Below are 16,083 nucleotides of genomic sequence, written 5' to 3'. Positions count from 1 at the left end.
TTTCTTCCTTACTCTTATTTTTGAAAAAGATTGCGACAACTACCGCTGGCCTCGTTTTAATAAAAACTCGTCTTTTCCTTCAGGCTTTCCAGATAGCGCTCTTCATAATCATAGAGCGGAGTTGGGTATTGACCGTCAAAGTAAGCCACACAGAGGCCGCCATTCGGAGCGTCCGTCTCAATACCAACTGATTCAATGAGACCTTCCAGCGATAGGTAGGTCAGGCTGTCAGCTCCGATAATCTCACAAACCTCATCAACCGTATGATTGGCCGAGATGAGCTCGCGCCGATTCTGAATATCAATGCCATAGAAACATGGATATTTAAGTTCTGGACTGCCGATAGCCACATGGACTTCAGCTGCACCTGCATCTCGTAGGAGCTGGACGATGCGTCGGCTGGTTGTTCCCCGTACGATAGAGTCATCCACCATGACCACGCGCTTGCCCTTGACAATACTGGAAACAGCAGATAATTTCATACGAACTCCTTGCTCTCGCAACTCCTGCGTCGGCTGGATGAAGGTCCGTTGGATGTATTGATTTTTAATCAGGCCCATTTCATTTGGCAGACCAGACTCTTCGGAAAAGCCAGAGGCCGCTGACAGGGAAGAATTAGGCACACCGACAACGATATCTGCCTCATGTTGGAATTCCTGAGCCAGCCTGCGGCCCATCCGCTTGCGGGCTGCATGGACATTAACCCCGTGAATGACGCTGTCCGGCCGAGCAAAATAGACATATTCCATTGAGCAAATAGCCAGCTGGGTATCTGCCGTATAGCTGTCGTAGGTCACGCCTTCATCATCGATAATCACGATTTCCCCCGGCTCAAGGTCGCGCACCCATTCGGCACCTACCACTTCAAAAGCACAGGTTTCACTGGAAACGACCCAAGCCCCATTTTTCATGCGGCCGATGGACAGAGGACGAAAGCCATTAGGATCCAGCGCAGCGTAGAGCTTGTCCTCTCTCATGATGAGGTAGGCAAAGCCCCCCTGAACTCGTCTCAAGGATTCCTTGAGCTTGTCTAAGAAATTTTCCTGCTCGCTATGGCGAATCAAGTGTATGAGAATTTCCGTATCAGACGAGCTAGCAAAGATGGAACCCTTCTTTTCCAACTCCCGTCTCAGTGAATGGGCATTGGTCAGATTGCCATTATGCGCCAAGCCCATCTGCATATCATAGAAACTGAAGAAGAAAGGCTGGACATTGTTGATAGAGGCTCCGCCAGATGTTGCATAGCGGACATGGCCGATGGCTGCTTCTCCTGTCAGATTATCCAAGTCTGCTGGGTTTTTAAAGACCTCTGCAACCAATCCCAAATCGCGGTGGCGTTTGAGCTTTCCATGGTCGTTTGACAGGATGCCTGCTCCTTCCTGACCGCGGTGCTGCAGACTATGAAGTCCGAAATAGGTGACCTGAGCCGCCTGTGGATGGCCCCAGATTCCAAAAATACCGCACTCTTCATTCAGTGACTTTACTTCGTATGTCATTGTTTTACCTAAATTCTTTTGTCTTGTAAAAGGGAGAAAACCTGGCCTAACAGGCCAAGCAGACTCCTTCTTTGATTGCTTGCTCTTGCAAGCCAGCTTTATTCGTGACTCGCTTGGAAATAACGAACGGCGCTTTCAAACAATTTCTGGTCTTTCTGACCTGGAATATTTTGGAAAAGACCGTCTTCATAACGTTCTGAGTGGCCCATCTTCCCGATGATTTGGCCGTTCTTGCTCATAATCCCTTCGATAGCGTAGAGAGAGCCGTTTGGATTATACTTGCTGTCCATGCTCGGCTGACCGTCAAAGTCTACATACTGACTCCAAATCTGACCATTATCGCGCAGCTCAGCAAATTCCTCAGCCGTCACGACAAATTTCCCTTCACCATGTGAAACCGGAATGGCATGGATATCTCCCACTTGCACACCAGCCAGCCAAGGCGAGTTGGTATTGGCAATGCGGGTTTCAACCATCTTAGCCACATGCTGGTTGGCATCATTGTAAAAGAGAGTAGGACTGCTAGCCCCTGCTTCTTCAAAGTTTCCATAAGGAAGAAGACCGGATTTTACCAGAGCCTGGAATCCATTACAGATACCAATGATGAGACCGCCGCGAGCGATAAAAGCATCGATGGCTTTCTTGACCTTCTCGTTTAGCAAGATGTTGACGATAAACTTAGCGGATCCATCTGGCTCATCTGCAGCAGAGAAGCCGCCTGCAAAGAAGATGATATTTGCCTTGTCAATATTGTCAACCATGCTGTCAACGGACTGAACAATGGCTACTTCATCCAAAGTAACGAATGGAACTAGATTGACCTTGGCTCCAGCTGCTTCAAAGGCTTTGGCTGAATCGTATTCTGAGTTGGTTCCAGGGAAGACCGGAATGTAAACCAGCGGCTCCGCCACTGTCTCTTTGGCTTTGATAACTGTATCAGCGACAAGAGCCGGCACTTCTTCAATAACTGTTTCCTGTTTAAATTCTGTTGGGTAGATAGGCTCTAGTCGGCCTTCAAAGCTTGCCAAGAGCTCTGCTCCCTCAAGCTGGACACCATTGACAATCAGTGTAAAGTCTGACTTGGTCTGACCGATCTTCACTGCACCTGGAATATCCTGCTCCGGACTGGTAAAGACAAATCCGCCCAGCTGCGCCTGCAAAACGGAAGGCAAGTCAGCAATATCCACTTGGGCGCCGATGCGATTACCAAAGCTCATCAAGGCCAGACTCTCTGCCAGACCACCGTATTTAACAGCGGCAGCGGCAGTAATCTGATACTTGGCCTGAATGGCCGCAAAATTTTCAAAGTTATTCTTGATTAAGTCAAAGTCAATATCATGAGACAGGACCTGTCCTGGCAGATAGTAGATGGACTCTCCTGCTGCCTTAAACTCTGGAGACAGAATGCGCCCAGCAATTGAAGTAGTCACTCCAAAAGCTACCAAGGTCGGCGGTACGGTCAATTCTTCAAAGGTTCCGCTCATGGAATCCTTGCCACCAATAGACGGCAAACCGAGCTGAATCTGGGCTTCAATGGAACCAAGCAACGCAGATACTGGCTGTCCAAAACGCTCAGCCTGCTTGTCCATCCGCTCAAAGTACTCCTGATAAGAGAAGCGAGCCTTGGACCAATCCGAACCAGCAGCAACCAAGCGAGCTGTGGCTTCAATCACTGCATAAGCTGCTCCATGATAAGGCGACCAAACTGCCACAAAAGGATTGTAGCCCTGCGCCATCACAGAGACCGTCTCAGTCTTGCCATGCTCAACTGGCAGTTTCTGCACAGAAGCCTCAGTCGGCGTGATTTGGTAGCGCCCGCCAATTGGATGATTGACAGTAGAACGGCCAACAGAGCTGTCAAAGATTGTCTGTAGCCCCTTTTGACTGGTATGATTGAGGTCGCTGAGCAAGCTCTTGAGGTCCTGCTCCAGACTTGCTTCAGAAGTCACAGTTTGCCCTGGCATTGCTTCTTGAGCATCCACAACCTTGGCATCCACAACCACGCGCACACCATTGGTATCCAGAAAACTCCGCTCAATATCCACGATAGTTTCCCCGTTCCAGTGCATGACTAGATTTGGCTTTTCTGTCACTTTAGCCACAACGACTGCCAGCAGATTTTCCTTAGCTGCTGCAGCGATAAATTGTTCCACATCTTCTGGACGAACCACTACTGCCATTCGCTCCTGCGACTCGGAAATCGCGATTTCTGTTCCGTTAAGTCCTTGATATTTGAGCGGTACCTTGTCAAGGTCAATTTCCAGCCCATCTGCCAATTCACCAATAGCCACACAGACACCGCCAGCCCCAAAGTCATTGGATTTCTTAATCAGGCGAGTTACATTGCCATCGCGGAAGAGGCGCTGAATCTTGCGCTCCTCTATAGCATTTCCTTTTTGGACTTCCGCACCAGCCGTCTCCACAGACGCAGCTGTCTGTACCTTGGACGATCCTGTTGCACCGCCGACGCCATCACGGCCCGTCTTACCTCCCAGCAAGATGACCACATCACCTGCTACTGGCTTTTCACGGACAACATTTTCCTTAGGAGCCGCACCAACAACTGCCCCAAGCTCCATCCGCTTGGCTACAAAGCCTGGATGGAAATACTCACGGACATAGGTCGTTGCTAGACCAATTTGATTCCCGTAAGAAGAATAGCCGTGCGCTGCAGTTTTTGAAATGACCTGCTGAGGGAGCTTGCCAGCCCGCGTTTCAGCAATCGGCTGAGTAATATCGCCCGCACCAGAAATCCGCATAGCCTGATAAACATAAGAACGGCCAGAAAGCGGATCGCGAATAGCTCCTCCGATACAGGTCGCAGCTCCACCAAAAGGCTCTATTTCTGTTGGGTGGTTGTGGGTTTCATTTTTAAACATCAGCAGCCAAAGCTCTTTGACACCATCCACATCCACTTCAATCTCTACGGAGCAGGCATTGATTTCATCAGACACTTCCATGTCATCAAGACGGCCATTGGCTCTCTCGTAGCGACCAAAAATGGTCGCCATATCCATGAGAGTCTGCGGTTTGTCCCCACGTCCCAGCTCATCGCGCATAGCCAAGTATTTATCATAAGTGGCCTGCAGTTGCTTTTCAAACTTAGAAGCCGAAAAATCAATCTTCTTCAACTCCGTCTCAAAGGTCGTATGTCGACAGTGGTCGGACCAGTAAGTATCTAAAACCTTGAGCTCGGTCTCCGTCGGGAAACGGCCAATCGACTTGAAATAATCCTGAATAAAGAGCAAATCTGCCACTTCCATAGCCAGACCATGCTCCTGCTTGTAGGCCTTAAAGTCCGCTTCCGTATAGTCCTTAAAGAAGTCCAGAACCGGAATGGTCTTATCTGACTCGGAGAATTGCTCCAGCTGGATCGGCTGCTCAATATCTTTAAAACGTGAATCAACTGGATTCAGCAAGTATTTCTTGATTGCTGCCAACTCGCTGTCTGAGATGTCTTTATTGACCAAATAAAGCTGAGCAGTCCTCACCAAAACATCTGTCCCAGCGCCGAGCAAAAAGAGGGCCTCCTGAGAGCTGGCTGCCCGCTGGTCAAACTGACCCGGCAGCGCTTCGATGGCAAAAAACGCTGTCTCTGCAAGTGCAGCCTCTACTTCCTCTTCCGCCAGCAATCTATCAGTCACCTGCTCGGAGAAAATATGCTTTTCAGCACGAGAAACCAAGTCTTCTGCCAGATGAAAGACATCATAAACTTGAATCATCCGAAGAGCTGACAATGTTTTCAACTGAAGATTATGCGTCAGCTCTCTCACCAAGCTCTGTGACTTCACACCGAAGTTGCTCTTCTTCTCTACAAAAATACGCTTGTCCATGATTTTTCACACCCTGTCCTTACTTAATCGCCTGCAATTTTTCCCAAACAACCTGATAGACATCTGTCAGTTCACCAAGGCCACGCCGGAAAACATCCTTGTCCATGTGATGGCCTTCCGCATCCCAGAGACGGCAATTATCTGGTGAAAATTCGTCTGCCAGAATAATTTTGCCATCTTTGTCAAAGCCGAACTCTAACTTGAAATCAATCAATTTCAGTCCGATTTGGCGGAACCAGTCTGACAAGAGTTCATTAATCCGACGAGTCTCCTCTTTCAAAAAGGCAATTTCTTGATCGCTGGCAATCTTCAAGAATTTCACATGTTCGTCATTGATGAAAGGATCATCCAAATCATCATTTTTGTAGTAAAATTCCACAATCGGAGTTTCAAGCGTAATGCCCTCTTCTACTCCAAAACGTTTGGAAAAAGAACCCGCTGTGTAATTGCGCAGCACCACTTCCAAAGGAATAATCTCCACTTTTTTATTTAACTGGTCTGTATCCGAAACCTTCTCAATGAAATGCGTCGCCACACCAGCTGCATTGAGTTTCTCAAAAATAAAAGATGAAATCTGGTTGTTGAGCACTCCTTTACCAGCAATCTGCTCCTTCTTGACTCCATTAAAGGCCGTTGCCTGGTCCTTGTAGCGCGCCAGAATGACTTGCTCATCATCTGTAAAGAAAATATCCTTAGCTTTTCCCGAATATAACAACTTATTAGACATTTTAATATTCGCCTTTCGTGGTTTTATACCCTCATTTTATCATCTTTGAATATATTTTACAAGAAATTCCGTATAAACTTTCTGTGTCTAGCTGAAAATAGTTCCCTTTTCAAGATACGAAAAAAGACCGGAAGATACCGATCTTTGATTTTTAATGTTGCTTCTTCAGTTTCTCATGGATATAAGCCACCACATCGGAAATTGTTTTGAAGTTATCCATATCCTCATCAGGAATCTCAATATCAAAAGCTTCTTCCAAATTGATGATAAATTCCATCAAATCAACAGAGTCCACTCCCAGTTCTTCTTTCAAATTCAATTCCGGAGTGACATGCAGCTTGCTGCTGTCATGTTCTTGAATGATTTCGACAATTTTTGCATAAATTTCTTTTTCGCTCATGGTTACTCCTTTGCATCTGAAAATTCAATGACCGATTTACCAACAACATCCGTTTCCAACATGGTCCGAATCTGACAAATCGTGCTATAAACAGCCTTAGCATCGCTAGAGCCATGCGTTTTGACAACAGGCGCTTTCAAGCCGAATAGAACTGCACCGCCTGCACTAGAATAGTCTAGACTATTTTTGAGCCCTCGCAGGCTATCCTTGAGCAACCAAGCTCCCAATTTAGCTTTGAAACCACCGCCTAAAATAGACTTCTTCAGCTGACCCATGATACTGATAGCAGTTCCTTCGATTGATTTCAGAACAGCATTACCAGTAAAGCCATCTGCAACGACAACATCCGCCACATCATTCATCAAATCACGCGCTTCTACATTGCCGATAAAGTTAAGTGTCGAATCCCCAGCTAAAAGCTCGTAGGCTTCCTTGCGCAGAGGGTCGCCCTTGCTACTTTCTGTTCCGTTATTCAAGAGACCCACCCTCGGCTTCTTGATTCCTCGGACATTTTCAGCATAGAAAGAACCCAAAGTCGCATACTGGTGTAAATGATGGGCTGTGTTTTCAGCATTAGCTCCCAAATCCAGCATATCAAATCCCCGACCTCCAACCGTTGGCATAGTAGATAAGAGCCCCGGTCGGTCAATATTCTTGATACGCCCCACGATAAAGAATCCTGCTGCCAAAAGTGCTCCAGTATTTCCAGCAGATAGCATAGCATCTGCTTCCCCTGCCTTCACAGCCTTGGCTGCCAGCACCATACTAGCCTCTTTCTTCTGACGGATGGCCTTGGTCGGCTCGTCGTCCGAGTCAATCTTCTCCTCCGTGTGGATGATGCGGACCCGCTCACCAGCAGTCAGATAAGGCTTGATTTTCGCTTCATCGCCATAAAGGAAAATTTCAATATCCGAAAACTCCTGTACCGCTCGATTGACTCCTTCCACCAAAGCCTGAGGGGCATTGTCCCCTCCCATAGCATCAACAGCTATTTTTTTCATTCGATTTATTCCTCGTTCTTATCTTTTAAAATGCTTCCCCAGTCCCCCAGAGAATCTATAAATTTTTTGGATTTGAGATGGATGCCGACATATTCATCATAGAGCAGGTCAATAAAATCCCGTAGCTGCTTTTTTATATCTGGCTTCAAAGAAATGGTCTCCAATTCGCTAAAGCGAACCGCCTGAAATTGGTCCAGCAGAAAAGGAAGATTAGGATTTAGATAACAGCGCCGTTCATCCTGATGGTAATGATCAGGGCAAAGGACTCCGCTATATTTGAAAGAAAAGTCAAAAGGCAGACCTGTCCGATGACAAAAGGCACATTCATGGAAGTTCAACGAAACTCCAAAACGTGACAAAATCTGAATCTCAAAGATATTGGTCAGCACTTCATAGTCCAGACCATTATTCATCATCTCCAGAGTTTTCTGCAGAAAAGCAAAGAGCGCCGGATCCGGCTGATTGTCCTGAAGACTGGCATCTGCCAAGGCTGCCACATAGCTGGCATAGGCCATGATGAATAAATCCTCATTGATGCGATGGTAGGTGACTACATCCTGATAGTCCTCGATATAGCTAAGGCCATCATCATTGATTTTCATCAGCAAGTTCGCCGCAGTCAAAGGTTGAATGACGGGTGCTAGCTTAGACTTCCCAGCATGCTTGACAAAAAACATACGCTTGCCAGCCTGTTCCGTAAAGATTTTGACTAGTTTATCATCCTCACGGAAATTGCGGTTATAGAGAACCAGACCTTGACTTGTTAGAGATTTAAGCATAGTCCTCCATGTAGTCCTTGAGGCGTTTCAGAGCTTCTCGAATCGTCTCCATACTAGCCGCGTAGGACAGGCGGATATAGCCTTCCCCATATTGACCAAAAGCCGCTCCCGGGATAAAGGCCACAGCCTTCTTCTCTGCAAAATCCTGCAGAAAAGCAAATGAATCTTGATTATAACCATCTGGTATCTTAGCAAAAATATAAAAAGCCCCGTCTGGTTTGATAATCTTAAAGCCTAGCTCAGCCATTTTCCCTATGATATAATCGCGGCGCTGGATATATTCAGCCTTCATTGGCTCCGCATCATCTTTCCCAACTGTCAGGGCTTCAATACCGGCAAACTGAGCCATGGTATTAGCCGCTGTTACGAGATACTGGTGGCTCTTAATCAGCTGAGCAGTGAGAACTGCTGGAGCAAAGATAAAGCCCAACCGCCAGCCAGTCATGGCATGAGACTTAGACAAGCCGTTGATGACGATAGTTTGGTCTGGCAGATACTCCGCGATGGAGACATGCCCCTGCTCCGTATAGGTCAACTCAGAATAGACCTCATCACAGACCACAAAGACTTGGTATTTTCCTAGGACATCCGCCAAAGCTTTTATCTGCTCCCGCGAATAAGTCACGCCGGTTGGATTGGCTGGATAATTGAGAATGACTGCTTTTAGCTGCTCACCCTGCTCCAAAATAGCTGCTTCCAGCATCTCTGGAGTGAGGACAAAGTTATTGGCCGTTGTATCAATCTCGACAATCTCTGCCCCCACTAGATTGACAATGGGCTCATAGCCTGGATAAGCAGGAGCTGGCAGCAAGACCTTGTCACCTTCTTCTAGAATGGCTGTCAACGTAGCTGACAAGGCCTCTGTCGCCCCAATAGTGACTAAGACCTCATCTTCTGGGCGATAGTGCAGATTATACTTTTCTTTCACAAAGCTGCTGGCCGCCTGACGCAGCTCCAAGAGACCGCTCATACCAGTGTAGTGACTTTGATTAGCATCAATCGCTGCCTTGGCCGCTTCTTTGATATGATCCGGTGTCGTAAAATCCGGCTCCCCTAAGGTCAGCCGAAGAACTCCGGGAATAGCAGAAATCGATTGGTCAAACTGACGAATCAGCGAAATTTCTATTTTTTCTAAATTTTTATTAAATTTCTTACTTAAATCCATACATACCTCCAGCCGCTCAATAGAACTATTATACTATAAATGCAGAAGCATAGCAAAAGCTATTACATGATTTCCCATGCAGAAAAAGGACTAAGATTGCACTCAGTCCCTTTTTTCCTTACCTTAAAATTCTTCTCTGGCAGATAATGGATATAGCTCCATCTCACGTGACTGGCCAATCAACGAGTCGGAGTATAAGTCAATTCCTTGCCATGCTTGGTCAGAAAATCTTCCAATTCCGAATCAGGAATCTGCCGCAAATAAAGGTTAGAACGAATCGTGTCGTCTTCCTCACGGCAGGTTGAAAGAACCAAATACCGGTCACTCGCCTTAATCTGTATCTTAGGATCCTTTGTCCGAGCAGCTTCATAGATATTTCTAAGCTGAGTTGTAAAGTCCTCGTCATCCTTAAACTCCGTCCGATAAAAAGCAGTCTCTTCCGGCACGATAACCAGTCCCATAGCTTGATAATAATACTTACGCTCAGGAGTCTCAATCACGACATATCTATGTTTGTCAAAATAATCCTGACGATCATAGTAGTTGACATCATTAAACATGCGATGATCTCCTGCCTTGCTGCCCCGAGCATGCCCGAAAAGCCAAGTCAGACGATCACTGAAATCTTTATGATTATCTTTATCCATGAAGACCGCACCCATATAAGGCTCATGATTGCCTTCAAAAGTCTTCAGCAGATAAGTCGCATTATCTTTCGTTTGCACCACTGGCTCATCCAACTGTGTACCAGGAGCATAGACATAACCTATCGTTTCTGAATTCACAGCCTTCAGTTTAGCAAAACGTTCTGCTAAATATTCCTTTTCTGTCCGACTTGAAGATGCAGATGAGCTTGACGTTTCAATCCTACTGGGAGGCGAAACTCGAAGCTTACTGCCTGATGCTGATGAACGGAAAGCATAAAGAACAGAAAAAATAACCAGAACAATCAGCAGAAGGCAGATGCCAACAACAAGGAGCTGTTTCTTATTCGAAGCTTGACTCCTATCTTTTTCTTGCATAATCTAAAAATCCTTTATTTTTCATTTTTTACAAAAAATATCACCGAACGAAGGCTCAGTGATATTTAGGCGTTAGCACAAATTAAAGACAAAATTATTTGACTGCACTTGTCTTAGGAAGTGACTTTTCTTCAGAATTTTCCTCATTTTCCTTATTCTCTTCTTTTGCTTCCGGAGCTTTTTTTGCTTTATTTTCTGATTTTTTAGCCTTCTTTTTACCTGCTGTTGAAGAGGATGCCGCCGAAGATTGAGACGGTGCTGGAAAAGTTGGAACTGATGAAGAGGCTGTGGAGTAAGGTGCTGCCGAATAAGCCGGTGTAGATGGATCTGTAGTAGATGGTGCCACTGAAGGCTGATCCGCATTAGCCGACTCTCCCTCACCAATAACAAGAACTTTGTTACCAGCTTGATCCTCCATCACAGCACTTTTGCCAACCGGAGCTTTCTTAGCTTCAGCAACTTGCTGATCCAGAGCTGATTGTGCATCTCTATAGGCCTGCAGTTCATCCATAACTTTATTAGATTCTGAGTCCGTACTGCCTTGGGGAACTTCATTATTATCAATGTCATTAACCCAAAGACTGGCTGTACCCTCAGCAAATACTGGTGCAGCAGCCGCGAAAAGTGAAAGGGCCACAGCACTTGAAAGCAAAACCTTTTTCATTATCTCATCTCCTCGTTACTTTTCAAAAATAATTGTAACTCCCCGTTACCTAATATTACCTACTACTAAGTATAGTTCGAACTCTTAAAAAAGTCAAGAATTTTACTACATAAAAATTTTTAAAACCAAATAATACCAAGGGATGAGACAAATTATCAATTTACCAACTATTTAAATGGTCATTTATTTATATTTGAAACATCAAGTAATTTGAGTTTTCTTTTAAAGTGAATGTTGGACTTTTTTTAAAAAAGATAGTAGGAATAAAATAAAAAAGAGGCCAGAAATCAAGTATCCCAGCCATATATCTCAAATTATTTTTTGCCTATTTCAAACAAGGGTGACAGTGGCCGCTTTTCATGAATACGGACAATGGCTTCTCCTAAAAGATGCGCAATTGAAATCTGCTCAATCTTATCAATCAAGCGCTCTTGAGGCAGATAAATCGTATCTAGCACAACCAATTTTTTAATCGCCGATTTTTGAATATTATCCATAGCAGGACCAGACAAGACTGGATGAGTACAGCTAGCATAGACTTCTACAGCCCCTGCTTCAGCGAGAGCGTCAGCTGCATGGCAAATAGTTCCTGCTGTATCAATCATATCATCAATTAGGATACAAGTTTTTCCTTCTACCTTACCAATGATGTTCATGACTTCACTGCTATTCATCTTGTCCACACTGCGGCGCTTATCAATAATGGCAATCGGGGTTTTCAGAAACTCTGCTAACTTACGAGCCCGACTCACACCACCATGGTCAGGACTGACTACCACATAGTCTCCTCCTGTCATATTACGGCGCTCAAAGTAATCAGCAATCAAAGGTGCACCCATCAAGTGATCCACTGGAATATCAAAGAAGCCCTGGATTTGCGCTGCGTGCAAGTCAATAGTCAGCATCCGATCCACACCAGCAATTTCCAACATATTAGCAACTAATTTAGATGTAATTGGCTCACGAGCTCTAGCCTTGCGATCCTGCCGAGCATAGCCATAGTAAGGCATGACAACGTTGATGGATTCAGCACTAGCTCGTTTCAAAGCATCTACCATAATCAAGATTTCCATCAAATTATCATTGACTGGCGAGCTGGTAGACTGCAAAATAAAGACGTGTTTCCCGCGAATAGATTCTTCAATATTCACTTGAATCTCTCCATCAGAGAACTGACGAACAGTTGATTTTCCAAGTGGCAATCCAATCTCTTGAGCAACACGCTGCGCTAATTCTTGATTAGAAGAAAGAGCAAAGAGTTTTAAATCAGAAAAAGACATGATTCCCTCCAGATTCTAAATCGTCTTTCATTGTCCAATTACAACTTTTCCCAACTACCATTGTAACTTTTTTCAATTGATTTTTCAATTAAAAATAAAAAACGCCAGAGGCGCTTTTTACTGATTAGTTCGGATAGATATATGAAACTGTACCTTGTGCAGTTGTTGGATTAAACCATCCACGGTAGTTACCGATTGATTGTTGTCCAAGGTAGTTTGCTTCTGATACTTGGATGCTTGTAGTAGATTGAACAGCTGTTACTACTGCAACGTGTCCATATCCACCGTCAGTCCAACATGCGATCGCTCCAACTTCTGGCTGTGAACCAACACGGAAGCCTGCTGCTGCTGCACTTGCAGACCATTGTCCACCATTACCCCAGTAATCGCCAGCCCAAGGAGCTAATGTCTTAGCACCCCAAGTACATTGACCTACTGGATAAGAAGATGCAGATGAGCTATAAACTGGTCTATTCGCACGGGCAACAGATTGAGTTACTGCAGGTGCTGCTGGAGCCGCTGCTTCAGCTGCTGGAGCTGAATTAACAACTGCTTGAACCTGAGCTTGCAGGGTAGTATTTCCTGAAGCTTCAATTGCTTGACGTTTTGATTCTTGCTCTGCTTTATAAGCTGCTTCACGAGCTGCCGCTTCAGCTGCTGCTTTTTCAGCTGCTGCTTTTTCTTCAAGAAGAGAATTCTTTTCGTTTTCAGCAGTTGCTTTTTCAGCTGCAAGACTTGCCTGAGCTGCTTTCAGTTCAGCTTGTTTTGTTGCCAAAGCTTGCTCATCATCAGCTAACTTCTCTTGGTTAGCAATTACAGTATTGATAGCTTCATTATTCGCAACTTGCTTTTCAGCAATTACTTCTTTATCTTTCTTTTGTTGTTCCAACATTTTATTATTTGCTGAAACAATTTCGCTCATAGCTGCTACACGAGAGATAGCTTCTGTGATAGAGCTAGAATTTACAACTGTATTGATGTAGCTAGTAGCAGTTCCATTTGTTTGAGTACTGCGTGCTTGATTTGCAAGTGACTCATTACGAGCAACAATATTTTTAGACAGTTCGTCAATCTCTGCAGAAAGTTTTGCAGATTCAGCAGACAATTTTTCATTTTCTGCTTTAAGCTCTTCTTGTTGCTTTTGAATAGCAGATACTTGGCCTTGAATCTCGTTAACTTGTGCCTGAGCTGATTGTTGTTGCTCTGTCAAACTATTAATCTTGCTGTCTTGTGCAGCAATCTTTTCATCAGTTGTCTCCGCTTTAACGCTCACAAGTGCAGCTCCTTGTGAAAGGATAACCGTACTCAATAAAATTGATGTGAGTAGTTTTTTCTTCATAAAAATAATACACTCCTTCTTATAAGACATTAACTAGTATACCAGAAAATGCTGTATCATATGTTACGCCTTTATTACATTTTTATTTCTTGTTTATCATAAATACATTTTTTCGAAAATAGGCTGAAAAATGAGGAATATCAGGCTATTGAGAAGGATAGTCGGTACCAGACTGCTAAGGACAAAATCTTGTAAATTCAGACTAGAAAGATTCAAAAATACTGCAAAAGCAAAACTGATTAATTCAAATAAAAATACAAGAATCAAAACAGATAAAAAGCGAGTAAATTTATTTAAAAGCATAGTTGAACTAGACTGACAAACCAGGAGACTTAAAAGAGGAAAAAGAATAAGAGCAATACCGATGGTATGAAAATAGTAAACATCATAAATTAACCCCAAACAGCAAAATAAGAGAATATTGTAGTTTTTAGAGAGGTTGATGGAAACAAAAAGCATGAAAATAAAGATAAAATGACTGACAAGGTGCCATTGCAAAGGCAGAATATTAGCCAGAAAAGTCGAAATCTGCCCATCAATCAGTAAAACAAAAAATAAAATAATAGGAGTCAAAAGATGTTCTTTAATATCTCTCATATCAGTTCCCTACCAACATTACAGCACGGATATCCGACAAATCCGCAGCCGGCTTAACCAGGACAATCTTGTTTAACTGATCCTTAGCCTCAGACACAGAAAGTACCTTACCGACAGGAATATTTTCTGCATTATAAGCACCCAAGCCACTGGTTGCCACCTCATCTCCCTCTTTTATATCTTCAGCACTATTTAACTGACTGATGATATAAGCAGAGTTTTTTGCATCATAACCCGTAATAATCCCATAAACTAGACCAGACTTAGTTTGAATTCTAACAGAAATTTTAGTTGAGTTTTCCTCGTTAGTCAGTAGAGAAACCAAGCTAGACTGACTACTAGTTTCAGAAACACTTCCGACCAGACCACCATTAGCGACTACTAGCATAGCATCTGTCACATTATCAGATGTCCCCTTGTCAATAGTCAGCTCATTTTTCCAGGATGCTGGCGTACGGGCAATCACTTCGCTGGCAATTTGTATTTGATTTTTATCAGCCTCTTTAAATTCCAGAAGTTTTCGTAACTGCTCATTCTCATCTTCTAAGGAATCTGCCTTCCCAGCCTTTTCCTCAACCTCATAAAGATTTTTCTTGAGCTGCTGATTCTCTCTATAAGTAGACATCAAATCTGACATTTCTTCTTTTTTATCAGCTACAAAAGAAAAAGGAGAGCCAACAAGTCTATCTACCAATGAAATAATATTTGAAGTAGTTGATACAAACCAACTAGAAGAAGTAGATAAGATAAGTATCGTCATTGCAACAACTAATACAAAAAAAGAAATCAGAAACTTAGACTTTTTAAATCGATTCATCAGAAAAACCTCACTAAACAGGACGAGAAAGTATAAGAAAAGGAGATAGCAAATGCTAAACTCCTCATTATACGGAGAATGGGGGATTCGAACCCCCGCGCCGGTTACCCGACCTAACGATTTAGCAAACCGTCCTCTTCAGCCTCTTGAGTAATTCTCCAATATTTAATGGGCACGAGTGGACTCGAACCACCGACCTCACGCTTATCAGGCGTGCGCTCTAACCACCTGAGCTACGCGCCCAAGTTCGAAAACTTGGTATGAACTTTCGTTCAAAGCGGGTGACGAGAATCGAACTCGCGACAACAGCTTGGAAGGCTGTAGTTTTACCACTAAACTACACCCGCATCACCACTATGATAATGTATGGCGCGAGACGGAATCGAACCGCCGACACATGGAGCTTCAATCCATTGCTCTACCAACTGAGCTACCGAGCCAACTATTGCGGGAGCAGGATTTGAACCTACGACCTTCGGGTTATGAGCCCGACGAGCTACCTAGCTGCTCCATCCCGCGTCAATACTATTCGTCCCTAAGGAGGATGTGGGATTCGAACCCACGCACGCTTTTACACGCCTGACGGTTTTCAAGACCGTTCCCTTCAGCCGGACTTGGGTAATCCTCCAAGATAACTATGGACCTTGTAGGACTTGAACCTACGACCACTCGGTTATGAGCCGAGAGCTCTAACCAGCTGAGCTAAAGGTCCGACAAGATCATTATAGCGGCGAAGGGGATCGAACCCCCGACCTCCCGGGTATGAACCGGACGCTCTAGCCAGCTGAGCTACACCGCCATCTATCGGGAAGACAGGATTCGAACCTGCGACACCTTGGTCCCAAACCAAGTACTCTACCAAGCTGAGCTACTTCCCGAACTTAAGTTATTCACTTAATGCACCCTAGAGGAGTCGAACCTCTAACCGCCTGATTCGTAGTCAGGTACTCTATCCAGTTGAGC

The 16,083-nt window shown here is 44.4% G+C and carries 13 protein-coding genes and 9 tRNA genes; all 22 read right to left on the bottom strand.

Annotation, left to right across the window (positions count from 1 at the left end; all coding sequences use genetic code 11):
- Nucleotides 1-56 precede the first annotated feature (56 nt).
- On the bottom strand, nt 57-1,496 hold the full coding sequence (gene purF / locus FKX92_RS05005; protein ID WP_149565701.1) for an amidophosphoribosyltransferase: 1,440 nt from the start codon (nt 1,494-1,496) through the stop codon (nt 57-59).
- 98 nt (nt 1,497-1,594) lie between these two features.
- Entirely contained in the window at nt 1,595-5,329 is a 3,735-nt protein-coding gene (locus tag FKX92_RS05000; RefSeq protein WP_149565700.1) for a phosphoribosylformylglycinamidine synthase, read from the bottom strand.
- A 19-nt stretch (nt 5,330-5,348) separates the two neighbouring features.
- A complete protein-coding gene (gene purC, locus FKX92_RS04995; protein WP_049540796.1) occupies nt 5,349-6,056 on the bottom strand; it encodes a phosphoribosylaminoimidazolesuccinocarboxamide synthase in 708 nt (235 codons plus the stop codon).
- A gap of 151 nt (nt 6,057-6,207) precedes the next feature.
- Nucleotides 6,208-6,456 (bottom strand): acyl carrier protein, encoded by a 249-nt coding sequence (locus FKX92_RS04990; RefSeq protein WP_002898839.1) that lies wholly within the window; start codon nt 6,454-6,456, stop codon nt 6,208-6,210.
- 2 nt (nt 6,457-6,458) lie between these two features.
- Nucleotides 6,459-7,457, bottom strand: coding sequence for a phosphate acyltransferase PlsX (gene plsX, locus FKX92_RS04985; RefSeq protein WP_149565699.1), 999 nt, complete (start codon nt 7,455-7,457; stop codon nt 6,459-6,461).
- A gap of 5 nt (nt 7,458-7,462) precedes the next feature.
- Entirely contained in the window at nt 7,463-8,236 is a 774-nt protein-coding gene (recO, locus tag FKX92_RS04980) for a DNA repair protein RecO (RefSeq protein WP_125383102.1), read from the bottom strand.
- Nucleotides 8,229-9,401, bottom strand: a complete 1,173-nt coding sequence (locus FKX92_RS04975) for a pyridoxal phosphate-dependent aminotransferase (protein ID WP_149565698.1) — start codon at nt 9,399-9,401, stop codon at nt 8,229-8,231. The genes recO and FKX92_RS04975 overlap by 8 nt, the downstream gene beginning before the upstream one ends.
- Before the next feature lie 179 nt (nt 9,402-9,580).
- A complete protein-coding gene (gene srtB / locus FKX92_RS04970; protein ID WP_002922803.1) occupies nt 9,581-10,423 on the bottom strand; it encodes a class B sortase, LPKTxAVK-specific in 843 nt (280 codons plus the stop codon).
- 94 nt (nt 10,424-10,517) lie between these two features.
- Nucleotides 10,518-11,087 carry an LPKTxAVK-anchored surface protein gene (locus FKX92_RS04965; RefSeq protein ID WP_002905703.1) on the bottom strand — a complete coding sequence of 190 codons (570 nt, stop codon included), beginning with the start codon at nt 11,085-11,087 and terminating at the stop codon, nt 10,518-10,520.
- A 314-nt stretch (nt 11,088-11,401) separates the two neighbouring features.
- On the bottom strand, nt 11,402-12,367 hold the full coding sequence (locus tag FKX92_RS04960; protein ID WP_002894321.1) for a ribose-phosphate diphosphokinase: 966 nt from the start codon (nt 12,365-12,367) through the stop codon (nt 11,402-11,404).
- A 124-nt stretch (nt 12,368-12,491) separates the two neighbouring features.
- Nucleotides 12,492-13,706, bottom strand: a complete 1,215-nt coding sequence (gene pcsB, locus FKX92_RS04955; RefSeq protein WP_009660204.1) for a peptidoglycan hydrolase PcsB — start codon at nt 13,704-13,706, stop codon at nt 12,492-12,494.
- A gap of 96 nt (nt 13,707-13,802) precedes the next feature.
- On the bottom strand, nt 13,803-14,303 hold the full coding sequence (gene mreD, locus FKX92_RS04950; RefSeq protein WP_149565697.1) for a rod shape-determining protein MreD: 501 nt from the start codon (nt 14,301-14,303) through the stop codon (nt 13,803-13,805).
- A 1-nt stretch (nt 14,304) separates the two neighbouring features.
- Nucleotides 14,305-15,120: a rod shape-determining protein MreC gene (gene mreC / locus FKX92_RS04945; protein WP_149565696.1), complete on the bottom strand. Its 816-nt coding sequence runs from the start codon at nt 15,118-15,120 to the stop codon at nt 14,305-14,307.
- 72 nt (nt 15,121-15,192) lie between these two features.
- Nucleotides 15,193-15,280: transfer RNA gene (locus FKX92_RS04940), tRNA-Ser, on the bottom strand.
- Nucleotides 15,281-15,289: 9 nt separating this feature from the next.
- Nucleotides 15,290-15,363, bottom strand: a tRNA-Ile gene (locus tag FKX92_RS04935).
- Between the two features lie 33 nt (nt 15,364-15,396).
- Nucleotides 15,397-15,467, bottom strand: a tRNA-Gly gene (locus tag FKX92_RS04930).
- A 20-nt stretch (nt 15,468-15,487) separates the two neighbouring features.
- Nucleotides 15,488-15,560 (bottom strand) — tRNA-Phe (locus FKX92_RS04925).
- 5 nt (nt 15,561-15,565) lie between these two features.
- A tRNA-Met gene (locus FKX92_RS04920) sits at nt 15,566-15,639 on the bottom strand.
- A gap of 19 nt (nt 15,640-15,658) precedes the next feature.
- A tRNA-Ser gene (locus FKX92_RS04915) sits at nt 15,659-15,748 on the bottom strand.
- A 10-nt stretch (nt 15,749-15,758) separates the two neighbouring features.
- Nucleotides 15,759-15,832 (bottom strand) — tRNA-Ile (locus tag FKX92_RS04910).
- 13 nt (nt 15,833-15,845) lie between these two features.
- A tRNA-Met gene (locus FKX92_RS04905) sits at nt 15,846-15,919 on the bottom strand.
- Between the two features lie 5 nt (nt 15,920-15,924).
- Nucleotides 15,925-15,998 (bottom strand) — tRNA-Pro (locus tag FKX92_RS04900).
- Nucleotides 15,999-16,083 lie beyond the last annotated feature (85 nt).

Source organism: Streptococcus sanguinis (assembly GCF_008329445.1).
Lineage (GTDB): Bacteria > Bacillota > Bacilli > Lactobacillales > Streptococcaceae > Streptococcus > Streptococcus sanguinis_O.
This window is presented reverse-complemented; position numbering and strand designations above follow the sequence as displayed.

Excerpts from the sequence above, each read along its gene's own strand:
- purF (WP_149565701.1), bottom strand. The coding sequence starts at position 1,496 with ATGACATACGAAGTAAAGTCACTGAATGAAGAGTGCGGTATTTTTGGA.
- FKX92_RS05000 (WP_149565700.1), bottom strand. The coding sequence starts at position 5,329 with ATGGACAAGCGTATTTTTGTAGAGAAGAAGAGCAACTTCGGTGTGAAG.
- purC (WP_049540796.1), bottom strand. The coding sequence starts at position 6,056 with ATGTCTAATAAGTTGTTATATTCGGGAAAAGCTAAGGATATTTTCTTT.
- FKX92_RS04990 (WP_002898839.1), bottom strand. The coding sequence starts at position 6,456 with ATGAGCGAAAAAGAAATTTATGCAAAAATTGTCGAAATCATTCAAGAA.
- plsX (WP_149565699.1), bottom strand. The coding sequence starts at position 7,457 with ATGAAAAAAATAGCTGTTGATGCTATGGGAGGGGACAATGCCCCTCAG.
- recO (WP_125383102.1), bottom strand. The coding sequence starts at position 8,236 with ATGCTTAAATCTCTAACAAGTCAAGGTCTGGTTCTCTATAACCGCAAT.
- FKX92_RS04975 (WP_149565698.1), bottom strand. The coding sequence starts at position 9,401 with ATGGATTTAAGTAAGAAATTTAATAAAAATTTAGAAAAAATAGAAATT.
- srtB (WP_002922803.1), bottom strand. The coding sequence starts at position 10,423 with ATGCAAGAAAAAGATAGGAGTCAAGCTTCGAATAAGAAACAGCTCCTT.
- FKX92_RS04965 (WP_002905703.1), bottom strand. The coding sequence starts at position 11,087 with ATGAAAAAGGTTTTGCTTTCAAGTGCTGTGGCCCTTTCACTTTTCGCG.
- FKX92_RS04960 (WP_002894321.1), bottom strand. The coding sequence starts at position 12,367 with ATGTCTTTTTCTGATTTAAAACTCTTTGCTCTTTCTTCTAATCAAGAA.
- pcsB (WP_009660204.1), bottom strand. The coding sequence starts at position 13,706 with ATGAAGAAAAAACTACTCACATCAATTTTATTGAGTACGGTTATCCTT.
- mreD (WP_149565697.1), bottom strand. The coding sequence starts at position 14,303 with ATGAGAGATATTAAAGAACATCTTTTGACTCCTATTATTTTATTTTTT.
- mreC (WP_149565696.1), bottom strand. The coding sequence starts at position 15,120 with ATGAATCGATTTAAAAAGTCTAAGTTTCTGATTTCTTTTTTTGTATTA.